This is a genomic window from Pseudomonas sp. 7SR1 (genome assembly GCF_900156465.1).
In the GTDB taxonomy this organism is placed as follows: Bacteria; Pseudomonadota; Gammaproteobacteria; order Pseudomonadales; family Pseudomonadaceae; genus Aquipseudomonas.
On record NZ_LT707064.1, the window covers coordinates 3135980 to 3152108 of the forward strand.

At 61.2% G+C, this 16129-nt stretch carries 11 protein-coding genes and 4 tRNA genes; 9 read left to right on the forward strand and 6 right to left on the reverse strand.

The features are described from left to right. Positions 1–841: 841 nt before the first annotated feature. Both BW992_RS14270 and rmuC read left to right on the forward strand, forming a co-directional pair. Complete coding sequence (locus BW992_RS14270; RefSeq protein WP_072393974.1) at positions 842–1165, forward strand: sel1 repeat family protein; 324 nt, start codon at positions 842–844, stop codon at positions 1163–1165. A gap of 188 nt (positions 1166–1353) precedes the next feature. Next, complete coding sequence (rmuC, locus tag BW992_RS14275) at positions 1354–2739, forward strand: DNA recombination protein RmuC (protein ID WP_168199072.1); 1386 nt, start codon at positions 1354–1356, stop codon at positions 2737–2739. Positions 2740–2924: 185 nt separating this feature from the next. On the opposite strand, the gene BW992_RS14280 is transcribed toward rmuC, so the two are convergent. Beyond that, on the reverse strand, positions 2925–6395 hold the full coding sequence (locus BW992_RS14280; protein ID WP_072393967.1) for a hybrid sensor histidine kinase/response regulator: 3471 nt from the start codon (positions 6393–6395) through the stop codon (positions 2925–2927). A 167-nt stretch (positions 6396–6562) separates the two neighbouring features. Next, positions 6563–7102 carry a TetR/AcrR family transcriptional regulator gene (locus BW992_RS14285; protein ID WP_072393964.1) on the reverse strand — a complete coding sequence of 180 codons (540 nt, stop codon included), beginning with the start codon at positions 7100–7102 and terminating at the stop codon, positions 6563–6565. Between the two features lie 105 nt (positions 7103–7207). Here BW992_RS14285 and BW992_RS14290 point away from each other — a divergent pair, with 105 nt between their 5' ends. The 3 genes from BW992_RS14290 (at position 7208) to BW992_RS14300 (ending at position 11626) form a co-directional block, all read left to right on the forward strand. Beyond that, entirely contained in the window at positions 7208–8401 is a 1194-nt protein-coding gene (locus BW992_RS14290; RefSeq protein WP_076406436.1) for an MFS transporter, read from the forward strand. Positions 8402–8502: 101 nt separating this feature from the next. Then, complete coding sequence (locus tag BW992_RS14295; protein ID WP_076406438.1) at positions 8503–9651, forward strand: TDT family transporter; 1149 nt, start codon at positions 8503–8505, stop codon at positions 9649–9651. 100 nt (positions 9652–9751) lie between these two features. Then, positions 9752–11626 (forward strand): MFS transporter, encoded by a 1875-nt coding sequence (locus BW992_RS14300; RefSeq protein ID WP_072393955.1) that lies wholly within the window; start codon positions 9752–9754, stop codon positions 11624–11626. A gap of 103 nt (positions 11627–11729) precedes the next feature. Here the strand turns inward: BW992_RS14300 and sugE are convergent, their stop codons facing one another. From sugE to rdgC, 3 genes are all read right to left on the reverse strand, one after another. Next, on the reverse strand, positions 11730–12044 hold the full coding sequence (gene sugE, locus BW992_RS14305; RefSeq protein WP_076406440.1) for a quaternary ammonium compound efflux SMR transporter SugE: 315 nt from the start codon (positions 12042–12044) through the stop codon (positions 11730–11732). 117 nt (positions 12045–12161) lie between these two features. Beyond that, the gene (locus BW992_RS14310; protein ID WP_076406442.1) at positions 12162–13130 is read right to left on the reverse strand and encodes a bile acid:sodium symporter family protein; all 969 of its coding nucleotides are present in this window, start codon (positions 13128–13130) and stop codon (positions 12162–12164) included. Positions 13131–13273: 143 nt separating this feature from the next. Then, positions 13274–14194: a recombination-associated protein RdgC gene (gene rdgC, locus BW992_RS14315; protein ID WP_072393949.1), complete on the reverse strand. Its 921-nt coding sequence runs from the start codon at positions 14192–14194 to the stop codon at positions 13274–13276. A 160-nt stretch (positions 14195–14354) separates the two neighbouring features. On the opposite strand from rdgC, the gene BW992_RS14320 reads away from it, so the two are divergent. The 4 genes from BW992_RS14320 to BW992_RS14335 all read left to right on the forward strand — a co-directional run bounded on the left by BW992_RS14320 (position 14355) and on the right by BW992_RS14335 (position 14870). Beyond that, a tRNA-Val gene (locus BW992_RS14320) sits at positions 14355–14430 on the forward strand. A gap of 20 nt (positions 14431–14450) precedes the next feature. Next, positions 14451–14527, forward strand: a tRNA-Asp gene (locus BW992_RS14325). Positions 14528–14700: 173 nt separating this feature from the next. Further along, a tRNA-Val gene (locus BW992_RS14330) sits at positions 14701–14776 on the forward strand. Positions 14777–14793: 17 nt separating this feature from the next. Next, positions 14794–14870: transfer RNA gene (locus tag BW992_RS14335), tRNA-Asp, on the forward strand. A gap of 96 nt (positions 14871–14966) precedes the next feature. On the opposite strand, the gene BW992_RS14340 is transcribed toward BW992_RS14335, so the two are convergent. Then, the gene (locus tag BW992_RS14340; protein WP_076406444.1) at positions 14967–16103 is read right to left on the reverse strand and encodes a catalase family protein; all 1137 of its coding nucleotides are present in this window, start codon (positions 16101–16103) and stop codon (positions 14967–14969) included. Between the last annotated feature and the right edge of the window lie 26 nt (positions 16104–16129).

Here is a 16129-nt window from a genome sequence, read left to right on the forward strand (position 1 = left end):
AAGAACCCGACTGGAACAAAGCAGCCAGTTTGAGCGCTGTATAAGTGCGCGCTTGGGCCGGCAGGTAGGTACTTAGGAGGGCAGGCGACACATCAAGGGCAGAGGTTCTGGGCCCAGGGTGAAGATCCTGATCAATTTGCAGGGTGGTTCGTTCAGAGTAAGGGACTTGGCGACGCCTTTGTATTCTTCCAAAGGCTGTGTTGTCGCGAGTGTTACCTGGAAACCATCGAGGGGTCCGGTCTCTTTCACCGGTGGGCTATCCTTCTGGATGGCTGACCGTAGCGTGAAGAGTTTGACCCGGAATTGATTTTCAGCTTGGTACTAACGGCGCGGATAGTAACGGATCGATCCGGCAAAGGAAAGGCCGTTGATCAAAAAATCTCCAATGCAACGGTCCCGGGTCACAGGCCCCGGATCTCCGGGACACGGGCGAACGGACCTAGCGATGAATGTCGGGGGCTACCCGGCCGCGGCGGTTGTGCAAACGCACCAAAAAAAAGCAGGGATATAACCGTTTCGTTGTTACTTGTGCACACTTGTGGCGACGGCTGTCACTCAACTGTCATGTCGAAACAATCCCGGGTGGGTGCCTGTATCCAAAATTTAAGTCAATGAAAAACATCGCTTTTTTTTACTGGTGAAAAAATCGTCAGTTTAAGCGCAGGCCCCGTCCTACAGGGCTTGCGACCCATTCAAGGGGGGTTGTCCACTGAGTTATCCACAGCTTCTGTGGATTGTCCCAAGCACTTGCTCTAGGACGGGCGTGCCGGATTTTTTCGACTTTACCGGCACGAAAAAAGGAGTAGAGTGGCGCGCCTTCCGATCTGTCCCGCAGTGCTTTATGAAGTTTCGCTCAGTATCAACGGTTGTTACCTCCACACCCTCTGGTGTTACCTCTCCCAAGCGTATTTCGATGCGAGTTGCCGAGTGGCTGCTCGACAGTCCCCGACTCGCGGCAAGTCCCAGCGTAAAGCACCTGGCTGGCCGTTTGCTCAAGCAGCCGGCTCGCGACGGCGTGGTGGCCGCACAAAGTCGCCTGGGTCAGTTGATGTGCCGTGAATGCGGGAACGCCAGGGACCGGCGCATCGGCCAGGACCTGTTGCGCCAGGCCGCTCGGGCCGGGGACTCGCGGGCACAAAAGGCCCTGACTGAAATAGAAAGGTGAAATCGAAGACGCGACTGGGCAACCTGCAGCGGCTTGGTTAACCTTCGGGCTTTATTCGACCGGCAGGATTTGTCATGGCTATGGATTTGACCAGCCTGTTGTTTGGCCTGGCAGGCGCAGCAGTGCCGCTGCTCGCTTTGGCCTGGCATCTGCAGCGCCAGGCCGCTGCCGCGCAGACGGAGTTGGCCTTGCTCGAAGAGCGCCTGGCAATGGCCCATATGGCCCATGATGGCTTGAACGCCCAGCTCGATGCCTGCCGTGACGAAATCAGCGACCTGAGCCAAGCCAATGCCGCCAGGCAAGCCGAGCTCGCTGCTGCCTGCCGTGAAGTCGAGTTGTTGCAGATCGAGCGCGACAACGCCCGGGATGCCGCCCACGCCTGGAACCTGGAACGTGCCAGCAAGGAGGCGGAACTGCGACGGCTCGATGCCCAGGCCGCGTCCCTGAACGCCGAATTGCGCGAACAGCAGGAAAGCCACCAGCAACGCCTGAACGACCTGCAAGGCTCGCGAGACGAACTGCGCGCGCAATTTGCCGAGCTGGCGGGAAAGATCTTCGACGAACGCGAGCAGCGTTTCGCCGAAACCAGCCAGCAGCGCCTGGGACAATTGCTCGATCCGCTGAAAGAGCGCATCCAGTCCTTCGAGAAACGCGTCGAGGAAAGTTATCAGGCCGAGGCACGGGAACGTTTTTCCCTGGGCAAGGAGCTGGAGCGCCTGCAACAGCTGAACCTGCGCCTGAGCGACGAAGCCACCAACCTCACCCGGGCACTCAAGGGCCAGAAGACCCAGGGCAATTGGGGCGAGTTGATCCTGGAGCGGGTGCTCGAACACGCGGGGCTGGAAAAGGGGCGCGAATACCAGACCCAGGTCAGTCTCAAGGGGCCGGACGGCGAACGATTCCAGCCCGATGTGTTGATTTACCTGCCCGGCGACAAGCAGGTGGTGGTGGATTCCAAGGTCAGCCTGACGGCTTATCAGCAGTACGTGGGCGCCGAGGACGATGCCGTTGGCCTGCATGCCCTCAAGCAACACGTCGCTTCATTGCGAGCCCACGTCAAAGGCTTGGCCGGCAAGGATTACAAGCGGCTGGAAGGTCTGCACAGCCTGGATTTCGTCCTGCTGTTCGTGCCGATCGAAGCCGCGTTTTCCGCAGCCTTGCAAGCCGAACCTAACCTGTTCCAGGAAGCCTTCGACCGCAACATCGTGATCGTCAGTCCTACCACGTTGTTGGCGACGTTGCGGGTCATCGACAGCCTGTGGAAGCAGGAGCGCCAGAGCCAGAATGCCCGTGAGATCGCCGAGCGGGCCGGATGGCTGTACGACAAGTTCGTCTTGTTCATCCAGGATCTGGACGAAATCGGCAGCCGTCTGCAGCAGTTGGACAAGGCTTACGGTGCGGCGCGTAACAAGCTGACGCAAGGGCGTGGCAACCTCATCAGCCGCAGCGAGCAACTGAAGCTGCTCGGTGCCCGGGCCAGCAAGAGCCTGCCCACTGAACTGCTCGAGCGGGCGATGAGCGATGGGGATGGGGTGCCTGAGTTGCCGGAAGAAACCGCAAAAATCCAGGATTGATGAAATCCTTGGGTCTGGTGCGAAACCTGTGGCGAGGGGATTTATTCCCGTTCGGCTGTGCAGCAGTCGTAAACCGGCTTGCATGGTTCGTCTGCTGCGCCGCAGTGCCCAGGGCAGGGGGCACAACCCAGCGGGGATGAATCCCCGCGCCCACAGCTCGGTGCCCGGCCGGAAAACCCTTGCGCCTACAACGGCAAATGCCGGCTCAATAATGCTCGCAACGCCGCCGGCTTCACCGGTTTGGCCAGGAAGTCCAAGCCCGCGGCGTGCACTTGGGCGACAGTTTCGGGCCGACCGTCTGCGCTGATCACCACTCCCGGCACGGGTTCGCCCATACGCTTACGCAGCCAGGCCATCAGTTCCGTGCCGGTCTCGCCACCGTCCAGGTGGAAATCCACCAGGGCCAGTTGCGGGCGGCCACCCTGGGCCAGCCAGGACTCGCATTCCTCGCGGTTGCGCGCTGTCCGCACCTGACAGCCCCAGCGCGTCAGCAGACTGTTCATGCCGATCAGGATGCTGTCTTCGTTATCCACGCACAGCACCTGGGCACCGCTTGGCAGGACACCGTTGGGTTCGACGACGGCACTGGGCACGGCGTTCTGGGTACGGGCCAACGGTACGCTGACGCTGAAAACACTGCCACGCCCAGGCCAGGAGCGTACGCGCAAGGTATGGCCAAGCACGCGGCACAGCCCGTCGGCAATCGCCAGGCCCAGGCCGAGGCCTTTTTCGGCCCGGGTCTGATGGCTGTCCAGCCGTTTGAACTCTTCGAAAATCACCTGTTGCTTGTCTTCGGCGATGCCGGGCCCGCGATCCCAGACCTCCAGGCACAGCTCGCCGTTGCGCCGGCGTACGCCCAGCAGTACCGGGCCCTTGGCATAGCGGAAGGCATTGGTGAGGAAGTTCTGCAGGATGCGCCGCAGCAACTTGATATCGCTGTCGACCCGCAGCCGCGAGCCGCGCACCCGGAATTTCAAGCCTTGTTCCTGGGCCAATGCGGTGAATTCGGCGCCGAGGATATCGAACAGCTCGTTCAGGGCGAAGGGCTTGCGATCGGGGTTGATCTTGCCGTTTTCCAGGCGCGAGATGTCCAGCAGGTCGGTGATGAGGTCTTCGGCCGAGCGCAGCGAGCTGTCCAGGTGCTGCACCAGTTGCCGGGCCTCGCTCGGCAGGCTGTCATGCTGGTGGGACAAGGCGGCGGAGAACAGGCGGGCGGCATTGAGCGGCTGCATCAGGTCATGGCTGACCGCCGCCAGGAAACGGGTCTTGGACTGATAGGCCGCCTCGGCGGTACTTTTGGCTTCGGTCAGCGCCTGGTTCAACTGCGACAATTCCCGGGTGCGCTCAGCGACCCGTTGCTCCAGTCCTTCGTTGGCTTCGGTCAAGGCCTGTTCGGCTTCGCGGAACGCGGTAATGTCGGTAAAACTCATGACGAAACCGCCACCCGGCATCGGGTTGCCGATCAGCTCGATCACCCGGCCATTGGGAAACAGTCGTTCGGAGGTATGGGCGCGTCCCTGGCGCATCCAGTGCAGGCGCCGGGCAACGTGGACCTCCGCCTCGCCCGGCCCGCAGAGGCCGCGTTCGGCGTTATAGCGGATGATGTCGGCAATGGGCCGGCCAACGCTGATCAGGCCGTCCGGGTAATTGAACAGCTCCAGGTAACGACGGTTCCAGGCCACCAGCCTGAGGGACTGGTCCACCACGCTGATGCCCTGGGTGATGTTCTCGATGGCCCCCTGCAGCAGGGCCCGGTTGAACTGCAAGACTTCCGAGGCTTCGTCAGCGATCCGTACGACATCTTCCAGTTGCATCTCGCGACCTTCGATCGCCGCCTTGACCACCGCCCGTGTCGAAGAAGCCCCCAGCACACCGGCCAGCAGGCGTTCGGTGTGGGCAATCCATTCGCTGTCGGCATTCTGGTTCGGGTTGAATCCCTTGCCTTGACGGTAGGCGAAGCGGATGAAGCTCTGGCGTGCCCGTTCCTCACCGACGAACCGGGCGGCCAGTTGCAGCAGATCTTCGATATGCACCGCCAGCATCGAACGGGCATTGGGGCGTGGGCTGATCTCCTGGCCGATGAAGCGTCCGGCCTGCCAGTGTTCCGAGACACGGGTGCGCGACAGCAGGGAGACCCAGGCAAACAGGCTGAAGTTACCGGCCAGGGACAGCACGACACCCTGGGTCAGCGGGGTGATAGGCAGGTCCAGGGGATTGCCATGCAGCCAGGCCAGCCCCGGGAAACTGTCCAGCGACCAGCCCAGGCTGTGGGCCGCGATGGGCAGCACCAGGGTGTAGAACCACAGGAAGATCCCGGCGGCGAGACCGGCGAATACGCCGCGGCGGTTGGCCTGTTTCCAGTACAGCGCGCCCAGCATGGCGGGAGCCAGCTGGGTCACGGCGGCGAAGGCGATCTGGCCGATGGTGGCCAGGCTTGCCGTCGAGCCCAGCAATCGGTAGCTGACGTAGGCCAGCAGCAGGATCACCACGATACTCACCCGACGAACCGAGAGCATCCACTGGCGGAACACTTCGAACGGCCGCTCGGCGTTGTTGCGACGCAGCAGCCAGGGCAACAGCATGTCGTTGGACACCATGGTAGAGAGCGCGACACTCGCCACGATCACCATGCCGGTAGCCGCCGAGGCGCCCCCGATGAACGCCAGGACCGCCAGCGACGGGTGGGCCTGGGCCAGGGGCAGGCTGATGACGAACGAGTCGGGCAGCACCGAGCTGGGCAGCATCATTTGTCCGGCAAGGGCAATGGGCACCACGAACAGCGCGGCCAGGGCCAGGTAGGCGGGGAATACCCATTTGGCCAGGCGCAGGTCCTGGGGATCGATGTTCTCCACCACGGTGACGTGGAACTGTCGCGGCAGGCAGATGATCGCCATCATCGCCACCCCGGTCTGCACCACCATGGATGGCCAGTTGATGGTTTCCTTCCAGTACTGTTCCAGTCGCGGCGCGAGCATCGCCTGGTTGAACAGGTCATCGAAGCCGTCATAGAGGCCGAATGTCACGAAAGCGCCGACCGCTAGGAAAGCGAACAGCTTGACCAGGGATTCGAAGGCGATGGCCAGCACCATGCCGCGGTGGTGCTCGGTGGCGTCCAGGTTGCGGGTGCCGAAGACGATGGTGAACAGGGCCAGGATCAGCGAGACGATCAGCGCGGTGTCCTGGGCGCGAGTGCCCATGGCGTCGGCGCCGGCGCCGATCAGCAGGTTCACGCCGAGCACGATGCCCTTGAGCTGCAAGGCAATGTAGGGCAGCACGCCGACCAGGCAGATCAGGGCGATCACGATGGCCAGGGATTGGGATTTGCCGTAGCGGGCGGCAATGAAGTCGGCAATGGAGGTGATGTTCTCCTGCTTGCTGATCAACACCATTTTCTGCAGGACCCATGGCGCCAGCACTAGCAGCAGGATCGGTCCGAGATAGATCGGCAGGAATGACCAGAGTTGTTCGGCGGCCTGGCCCACGGCGCCAAAGAACGTCCAGCTGGTGCAATACACCGCCAGCGAGAGGCTGTAGACCCAGGCCCGCACCCGCGGCGGCAGCGGTGTGCTGCGCCGGTCGCCATAGAAGGCGATGGCGAACATGATGGCCATATAGGCCAGGGCAACGACGGCGATCAGCCCGCTGGACAACGACATGAAAACTCCCGAACGAAGAACACCGGGACCTGGCCCGGCACGACAGTCTCGCACGCCCGCTCGGGTTCGTCAGTGTCGACCAAGGTCGAGGCGTGGCGAGGTGTCGCGGGCCATAGGGAGAGGGCTTTGCCGGAGCGATTCGCGAGCCGGTCCGTTGCCGTCGCAGGCTACCGAGCCAAGGCCAGATCGATCAATCGATACAACTCTTCGACCTCCAGCGGAGCGGTCGCAAAGAGAATGCGAAACACCGTCGGAGCCACCACCACATTGATCAGCCGCTCGATGCCCGGGTTTGGCGCCTCGGGATAGCGATCCAGGATGATCTGCAACTGAGCGCTGATAATCCCCACGCAATGCCCAGGCGTAGCGCAGGCCTGGATGTCGCGCATCATGTTGCGCCCGGGTTCGGAGCTCATTTCGTCCAGATACTGCTCGGCCCAGGCGCGCAGGTCGCCGCGCAGGCTACCGGTGTTGGCTGGTTCGCTGTCGGGGCGCATGCGGGCGATGGCGACGTCTGCCAGCAAGGCAGCCAGATCGCCCCAGCGCCGGTAAATGGTGGACGGCGTCACGCCGGCACGCGCGGCGATCTGCGGCACGGTGAGGGTGGCGCGGTCCTGCTCCTGTAGCAGGGTGCGGACCGCCGAATGAATCGACTCCTGGACCCGGGCGCTTCGACCGCCGGGGCGTAAACCTTCTTTAATAGCCATGCAGCGGACCTTAACACAAAAAATTTGCTTTAAGCACCCATCGGTAGCACACTGCGCAAAAGCAAAAAATTAGCTTTTGCGGATGTTCCCTTGCGGAGTGTGCCCATGTCTCGTCCAGCTTCGACCCGTGCCAGTCTGATTTTCCTGGCCCTCACCTTGCTCGGTTTTCTCGCCGCCTCCAGTGCGCCGACGCCGTTGTATCACCTTTATCAGGAACACATGCAATTCTCCCCGGCGATCCTGACGCTGATTTTTGGCGTATATGCGTTCAGTCTGCTCGCCGCCTTGCTGACGGTGGGGTCGCTGTCGGATTACCTGGGGCGCAGGCCGGTGATCTTTGTGGCGTTGTTGCTCAACATATTGGCCATGTCGCTGTTCATCAACGCCGACAGCATCGGTTGGCTGATCTGGGCCCGTCTGATCCAAGGTTTCGCCACCGGCATGGCCACCAGCGTGCTTGGCGCTGCGCTGTTGGATTTCGACCGCCGCCAAGGTCCCTTGATCACCAGTCTCGCACCCTTGCTCGGCATGGCCTTTGGGGCCTTGGGTTCTGGCCTGTTGGCGCAGTACGCCCCATTGCCGCTGGAACTGGCCTACTGGATCCTGCTGGGGTTGTTCCTGCTCCAGGCCGCTTACCTCTGGCGCCTGGCCGAAAGCGTCAGTCCGCAGCCCGGGGCCTGGCAATCCCTGCGTCCGACCTTGCATGTCCCTGCGCAGGCGCGGCGGGCGTTATGGCTGGTATTGCCACTGAACCTGGCGGCCTGGGCAGTGGGTGGTTTCTATCTGTCCTTGGCCCCGTCCCTGGTTCGCGCGGCAACCGGATCGACCTCCAACCTGATGGGGGGCGCGCTGGTGGCGGTGCTGACCCTGACGGGGGCATTGTCCATCTATACGCTGCGCAACCAGGGAGCGGACAAGATACTGCGTCTTGCCGCCGGCTTATTGATGAGCGGCCTGGCCCTGGTGTTGATCGCGGTGCATGGCGGCAGCCTGCCGCTGTTTTTCCTCGGTACGCTGGTGACCGGCAGTGGTTTCGGTGCCGGTTTCCTGGGCGCGTTGCGCAGCATCATGCCGCTGGCTTTGCCCCACGAGCGGGCTGGCTTGATGTCGGCGTTCTATGTCCTCAGTTATCTGGCTTTCAGTCTTCCATCATTGCTGGCCGGAAACCTGACCCGGGTGTTCGGATTGATCGCCACCACCGATGGCTACGGCGCCATATTGATGTTGCTGGCCGCCGGAGCGTTATGGGGGCTGCTGCGTCAGGCGCAGGGTAGGGCGGTGGAGCAACGCAGTGTGTGACTTATCTATAAAATAGATTAGCTATAGAAAAATTACCCGTTATATAGATATTAAATTCGGATCTAGCATGGCTCCACCTCATTCGAGGACAGGAGTTCGCCATGACATGCTGCACCGAAAGAAATCGCTTGCGCCCATTGAGCCATTTGCCCAGGCCGTTGGAAGCCATTCGCCAGTTCACCCCGAACTGGTTCGCCGTGACCATGGGCACCGGGGTGCTGGCCCTGGCCTTGGCCCAGTGGCCGGGAGGAGGATCCGGGCTGCGCCTGCTGGGTGAAGGACTGTGGCTGTTCAATGCCGCGTTGTTCGTGCTGTTCACCGGCCTGTACGCCGCCCGCTGGGTGTTGTTCTTCGATGAGGCGCGGCGGATCTTTGGGCATTCCACGGTTTCGATGTTCTTCGGCACCATTCCCATGGGGCTGGCAACCATCATCAACGGTTTGCTGGTGTTCGGCTTGCCTCGCTGGGGGGAGGCAACAGTGCCCATTGCCGAAGTCTTGTGGTGGATCGACGTGGCAATGTCGCTGGCCTGCGGCGTGCTGATTCCATTTCTGATGTTCACCCGTCAGGAGCACCGGATCGACCAGATGACCGCCGTTTGGCTGCTGCCCGTGGTGGCCGCCGAGGTGGCGGCTGCCAGCGGCGGGCTCCTGGCACCGCACCTGGCGGACGTGCATTCGCAATGGGTGATGCTGGTCACCAGCTATGTCCTCTGGGCGTTCTCCCTGCCCGTGGCCTTCAGCATCCTGACGATTCTGCTGTTGCGCATGGCCTTGCACAAACTGCCTCACGAAAACATGGCGGCCTCGAGCTGGCTGGCCCTCGGTCCGATCGGTACCGGTGCCTTGGGCATGTTGCTCCTGGGCAGCGAAGCGCCAGGGATATTTGCCGCCAACGGCTTGCCGGGCGTCGGCGAAATCGCTGCAGGGTTGGGCTTGGTGGCGGGGATTACCCTATGGGGCCTGGGCTTGTGGTGGATGTTGATGGCGGTGCTGATCACCGTCCGCTATCTGCGCGACGGCATCCCGTTCAACCTTGGTTGGTGGGGGTTCACCTTTCCCCTGGGGGTCTACGCCCTGACGACGCTGAAGCTGGCGAGCCTGTTGGGCCTGGCGTTCTTCACCGGGTTCGGTTGCCTGCTGGTGGTATCGCTGGTGCTGATGTGGCTGATCGTCGCCCGTCGTACCCTGCTGGGGGCATGGCACGGTGAGTTGTTCGTGTCGCCCTGCATCGCGGGGCTGGCGAAATAATTGCCCAGCCCCTCCAAAGCGGCGTGTCGTGGGGTAATGTGTGGCCTGGATCGAAAAACGTCATTCCAATAAGCGTCCAAGCCACTCAGGTACATGGAAGATGAGTCACTCGTCACAGTTCACCTTGCTCCGCAAGCGGCGGTTCCTGCCGTTCTTCATCACGCAGTCCCTTGGGGCGTTCAACGACAACGTGTTCAAGCAGTCGCTGATCCTCGCGATCCTCTACCGGCTGACCATCGAGGGTGACCGTTCGATCTGGGTCAACCTCTGCGCGCTACTGTTTATTCTGCCGTTCTTCCTGTTCTCGGCATTGGCGGGGCAGTTCGGGGAAAAATTCGCCAAGGATGCGTTGATTCGTCTGATCAAGCTTGGCGAAATCGTCATCATGGCAGTGGGCGCAGTGGGGTTTCTGTTCGACCACCTATGGCTGATGTTGCTGGCGTTGTTCGCTATGGGGACACATTCCGCGCTGTTCGGGCCGGTAAAGTATTCGATCCTGCCGCAAGCGTTGCACGAAGACGAGTTGGTCGGTGGCAATGGCCTGGTGGAGATGGGCACTTTCCTGGCGATTCTCGCCGGTACCATCGGCGCGGGGATCATGATGTCCTCGACTCATTATGCGTCGGTGGTGTCCACGGCGATCGTCGGTATTGCCGTGCTTGGCTACCTGGCCAGTCGCAGCATTCCGAGGGCAGCGGCGGCTTCGCCGCAGATGCGCCTGAACTGGAACATCTTCAGCCAATCCTGGGCCACCCTGAAGCTGGGGTTGGGCCAGACCCCATCGGTATCCCGCTCCATCGTCGGTAACTCCTGGTTCTGGTTCGTCGGGGCGATTTACCTGACGCAGATTCCCGCCTATGCCAAGGAGTGGATGCACGGGGACGAGACCGTGGTGACCTTGATCCTGACGGTGTTTTCCGTGGGCATCGCCCTGGGCTCGATGCTCTGTGAGCGCTTGTCGGGGCGCAAGGTCGAGATCGGCCTGGTGCCGTTCGGTTCGTTCGGCCTGACAGTGTTCGGGCTATTGCTATGGTGGCATTCCGGTGCGATCCCCGACAGCGTCGACGGCCACGGTTGGCTCCAGGTACTGGGATTCGGACACGCCTGGCTGGTGCTGATGGACATCCTTGGCCTCGGTATCTTCGGCGGTTTCTACATTGTGCCGCTGTATGCCCTCATTCAATCGCGAACCGTTGAAAACGAACGGGCACGGGTCATCGCCGCCAACAACATCCTCAATGCCTTGTTCATGGTGGTTTCGGCGATTGTATCCATCGTCCTGTTGAGTCTGGCCAAGCTGTCGATACCGCAGCTGTTTCTCGTGGTTTCGCTGCTGAACGTCGGCGTCAACGCCTACATCTTCAAGATTGTCCCTGAGTTCAGCATGCGCTTCCTGATCTGGCTGCTGAGCCATTCCATGTACCGCGTGGAGCATCGCAACCTGGAGGCGATCCCCGATGAGGGGGCGGCGCTGTTGGTCTGCAACCACGTGTCTTTCGTCGATGCGCTGTTGATTGGCGGTGCGGTGCGTCGGCCGATTCGCTTCGTGATGTACTACAAAATCTACAACCTGCCGGTGCTGAACTTTATCTTCCGTACCGCCGGGACGATTCCGATTGCCGGGCGTCAGGAAGATATCCACATCTACGAAAAGGCCTTCACCCGAATCGCGCAGTACCTGAAGGACGGTGAGTTGGTTTGCATTTTCCCTGAAGGAAAACTGACGGCTGACGGTGAGATCAATGAGTTCAAGAGCGGGCTGACACGCATCCTCCAGGAAACCCCGGTGCCGGTGATTCCCCTGGCATTGCAGGGCCTGTGGGGCAGCTTCTTCAGTCGCGACCCGGCCAAAGGGCTGTTTCGTCGGTTCTGGTCGCGGGTGACGCTGGTGGCGGGTTCGGCGGTTGCGGTCGAGGCGGCAACGCCTTCGAGTTTGCAGGCGTTGGTGGGCGATTTGCGCGGCACTGTCCGCTAGGGCAGAAAAACTGTGGGAGCGAGCTTGCCCGCGATTGCAATCTGTCTGGCGTTGATGTCACAGGCAAACCGCTATCGCGAGCAAGCTCGCCCCCACGGGTCGATCAGGCGCTGACCTTGAGCCCGATCAACCCCGCAACGATCAATGCCACGCTGGCCAGGCGAACCAGCGCCATTGATTCGCCGAACAGAATGATCCCGGCGATCACCGTGCCCACGGCGCCTACGCCCGTCCAGATCGCATAGGCTGTGCCCAGAGGCAACTCCTTCATGGCAAAGCCGAGCAGGCCCAGGCTGATGGCCATGGCGGCAATTGTCAGTGCCGTGGGGAGAGGACGACTGAACCCGTCGGTGTACTTCAGGCCTACGGCCCAGCCGACTTCGAACAGGCCAGCAAAAAATAGAATGATCCAAGACATCAGACACCTCATCGATGGATGGGGTCGTCCCCGGATTCAAGACTCAATCGAGTAGCGGGGTCGTCCCCGCAGTGGAAGGATAGAGTGCCCATGATCGGGCACTCGATCAAGCCTGACTTAATCGGCTGTTTGCCGGGTGCCGAGGGCTTCGCCGTCGCGCTTTTCGCTCATGCGCCGGAAGTACGTCGAGAGCAGCGCTCCGGAAATATTGTGCCAGACGCTGAACAGCGCACTGGGGACCGCCGCCAGTGGCGAGAAATGCGCACTGGCCAGGGCCGCGCCGAGGCCGGAGTTCTGCATGCCCACTTCCAGCGCCAGGGTCTTGCGCTGGGCCAATGGCAGGCCGAACACGCGGGCGGTGAAATAGCCCAGCAGGTAACCGAAGCTGTTGTGCAAGATCACGATAGCCATGATCAGCAGGCCGGATTCGGCAATCTTCGCCTGGCTGGCTGCCACCACCGCCGCCACGATGATCACGATGCTTACCACGGATATCAGCGGCAGCACTTCTACGGCATGGCGAACCCGGGCGCCTAGCAGGCGTTGCGCAACGATGCCCAACGCGATCGGCAACAGCACGATTTGCAGGATCGACCAGAACAATGCCGAGAACGATACCGGCAGCCAGGCCGAGGCCAGCAACCAGATGAGCGCTGGGGTCAACACAGGTGCGAGCAGGGTTGTGATCGCGGAAATCGCCACGGCCAGGGCCAGGTCCCCACGAGCCAACCAGGTCATGACATTGGACGACGTGCCGCTTGGGCAACATCCCACCAGAATCACGCCGACCGCGATCTCCGGTGGCAGGCTGAACACCTGGCACAGCAGCCAGGCGGTACCCGGCATGATCACGAACTGGGCAATCACCCCCAGGGCCACACGGCCTGGATGACGGGCCACTTCGGCGAAATCCTCCAGCTTCAGGGCCAGGCCCATGCCGAACATCACCAGGCCCAGCAAGGGGACGATGGCAACTTTAAGGTCGACGAACCATTGCGGTTGGAAGAATGCCAGCACCGCGAAAAACAGTACCCAGTAAGCGAAGGTATTGCCGACAAAGCGACTCAATGCAGCCAGTGCGCGCATGACCTGATCCTTATTATCAAGAGCATCGAATACTGATGTGGGAGCAAGCTTGCTCGCGATTACGGAGTGTCAGTCAACATATCGGTGACTGCCATGTCGCTATCGCGAGCAGGCTCGCTCCCACAAGGGTAAGCCGTTGCGTTTTAGATCCCCTGCGCAATCTCTTCCCCGCCCAGGGCTTCGACCAGGGCCGGCAGGAATTCGCCGAACGTCAGCATCATCAGTGTGAAACTGGCATCCAACTGGCCCAGGGCTTCGTCGCCGCCGTCCTGTTCCGCCTGGTCTTGCAGCAGATCCTCGAACTTCAGGCGCTTGACCACCATCTTGTCGTCGAGCACGAAGGACAGCTTGTCCTGCCAGGCCAGCGACAATTGGGTCACCACCTTGCCAGTGTTCAGGTGCAGCTGGATTTCGTCGCTGGTCAGGTCCTGGCGCTTGCAGCGCACGATGCCACCGTCCTCGTGGGTGTCGCGCAATTCGCATTCGTCCAGCACGAAGAAATCGTCCGCGGCTTTCTGGGTCTTGACCCAGTCGGTCATGATGGCGGTGGGGGCTGTCTTGACCGTCAATGGACGCACTGGCAGCGAGCCGATGACTTCGCGCAGGGTGGAAAGCAGGTCTTCGGCGCGTTTCGGGCTGGCGGAGTTGACCAGGATCAGGCCCTGCTTCGGTGCGATGGCGGCGAAGGTGGACGAACGACGGATAAAGGCGCGAGGCAGGAACGCCTGGATGATCTCGTCCTTGAGCTGGTCCCGCTCTTTCTTGTAGACCTTGCGCATCTGTTCGGCTTCAATTTCCTCGACCTTTTCCTTCAGCGCATCGCGCACGACGCTACCGGGCAGGATGCGCTCTTCCTTGCGCGCGGCGATCAGCAGGAAGTCCTGGCTGACATGCACCAGCGGCGCGTCCTCGCCCTTGCCGAATGGCGCGACGAAACCGTAAGTGGTCAACTCCTGGCTTGCACATGGACGCGCCAGTTTGCTGGCCAGTGCAGTTTCCAACGCCTCGGCATCAAAAGGCAGATCTTGGGTCAGGCGATAGATAAGCAGGTTCTTGAACCACATGGGGTGAATCTCTCCTTTATACAAAGGGGGGCATTATTCTCTTCGCGGCGCCATAGGCCAACCCTTCGCTAAGCCTTTGGAAGGCCTGAGAAAATTAATTTAAAAAGTGCTTGCCAGTCGTGAGGGCGCTCCGTAGAATGCGCGCCACACCGAAAGCGAAGGGTGATTAGCTCAGCCGGGAGAGCGTCTGCCTTACAAGCAGAATGTCGGCGGTTCGATCCCGTCATCACCCACCATTTCGCTTCAAGTGTTACGCGCAGCGGTAGTTCAGTCGGTTAGAATACCGGCCTGTCACGCCGGGGGTCGCGGGTTCGAGTCCCGTCCGCTGCGCCATATTCGGTTACCTGGAACACTGAACGCCAGGTCACCACGAAAAGCCCGCTAACGCGGGCTTTTTGCTGTTTGCAGTTCCTGTGGTGCGCATCGATCGCGGTTTTTATTTTTTGCTAATTAAATCAGCACATTACGAAAAACTGTGAGAGAATGCGCCCCGCATCGAAAGTGCAGGGTGATTAGCTCAGCCGGGAGAGCGTCTGCCTTACAAGCAGAATGTCGGCGGTTCGATCCCGTCATCACCCACCAAGCTTTCAATGTTACGCGCAGCGGTAGTTCAGTCGGTTAGAATACCGGCCTGTCACGCCGGGGGTCGCGGGTTCGAGTCCCGTCCGCTGCGCCATATTCGATTACTTGGAACACTGAACGCCAGGTCATCTGCAAGAAGCCCGCTTAACAAGCGGGCTTTTTGTTGCCTGGCGTTTGGCGCGACCGGCCCTTATTGCTCGGCATTACGGGTGTGACGGTAATCGCTGACCGCCTCGTATACCGCCTTGCGCAGCCGATTGATCCCGCCGATGGGGCGATGGGCCTCGATGCCGAACCAGGGATTGAAGGACAGGTTGTCACAGGCCAGGTTCTGCTTGGGGGTGTCGAAGTCCTGGGCGGGCACCTTGATCCGTGCCACCGTCTCGAACGGGGCGTCGCTCTCCCGCCATTCGATACTGGTGTCTTCGATCGGCATGTATTTGCTTGGGTCCTGGCGCTGGATCTGCAGGACGAAGCACGCTGGCACACGGTCCGTGGACAGTTGCTGGTTCAATGCACTGCGTAGAAAGTTCGGCAGGTCCTGGTTTTGTGGCGGCAGGGTGTATTCCGGGCAGTTGCCTGGATCCGGCGCGACACGGAACTTCGCGTTGGCCTCGCCGAACTTGTAGGGCGATACCGAGAAATACGTTGTCTGGGTCGGGCTGGCGGGCGGTGGCGAGAGGGTTGCCAGGGCGATGAACAGATGGCGAATCTGCCACGTGCGTGGATCGATGCTTGGAAAAAACGCCATGGCCTTTTTGCCGTCGGCCTGGGCGGCTACGTTCTGACGGTATTCGGCGACATCGCTGACGAAGAAGTTCGGATGATTGAACATCACGAAATCCTGTTCAGCCTGGGATTGCCGTTCTGCCAGCAATTGCCTGCCCGGCACGTTCAGCAATTTGATGGCCATTCCGCGGGCATCGCGCAAGCTGTCGAACTGAGGGTAGGCGTTGCCGTTGGACAGCCGCATGGTTGCCTGCCAGACCTTCCCCGGTTCGGCGAATACGCCCTGGCGCAAGGGGGCGGCCAGGTCGGTCGGTACCTGGACTTCGGCCATCACGCAGCCGTGGGCCTTGGCATGGGCGTCCCGCAGATAACGAGTGCCTTCGCGATGCTGATCGACGATGCGAATGGCGGTCTGGATGATGTCCTGGGTCATGGCGGTTTCGCCCGGCGGCATCTGTTCCTTGTCCGGGACCGGTCCGCTGTGTTGCCAGGCGAACCAGGCCGTGGCCAGGGCCCAGCCGAGCAGTCCCATGCCCAGCAGCCACAGGAGCATCTTGCCCAGAAAGGCGCCGAGGCGCAGCCAGAGCGTGATCAGCATGGGTCAATCCTTTTGCCTGAAAAGTT

Coding starts and splice junctions, on each gene's coding strand:
- BW992_RS14340 (WP_076406444.1), bottom strand. CDS start 16,103: ATGCTGATCACGCTCTGGCTGCGCCTCGGCGCCTTTCTGGGCAAGATG.
- BW992_RS14280 (WP_072393967.1), bottom strand. CDS start 6,395: ATGTCGTTGTCCAGCGGGCTGATCGCCGTCGTTGCCCTGGCCTATATG.
- BW992_RS14310 (WP_076406442.1), bottom strand. CDS start 13,130: ATGCGCGCACTGGCTGCATTGAGTCGCTTTGTCGGCAATACCTTCGCT.
- rdgC (WP_072393949.1), bottom strand. CDS start 14,194: ATGTGGTTCAAGAACCTGCTTATCTATCGCCTGACCCAAGATCTGCCT.
- BW992_RS14285 (WP_072393964.1), bottom strand. CDS start 7,102: ATGGCTATTAAAGAAGGTTTACGCCCCGGCGGTCGAAGCGCCCGGGTC.
- BW992_RS14270 (WP_072393974.1), top strand. CDS start 842: ATGAAGTTTCGCTCAGTATCAACGGTTGTTACCTCCACACCCTCTGGT.
- BW992_RS14290 (WP_076406436.1), top strand. CDS start 7,208: ATGTCTCGTCCAGCTTCGACCCGTGCCAGTCTGATTTTCCTGGCCCTC.
- BW992_RS14300 (WP_072393955.1), top strand. CDS start 9,752: ATGAGTCACTCGTCACAGTTCACCTTGCTCCGCAAGCGGCGGTTCCTG.
- sugE (WP_076406440.1), bottom strand. CDS start 12,044: ATGTCTTGGATCATTCTATTTTTTGCTGGCCTGTTCGAAGTCGGCTGG.
- BW992_RS14295 (WP_076406438.1), top strand. CDS start 8,503: ATGACATGCTGCACCGAAAGAAATCGCTTGCGCCCATTGAGCCATTTG.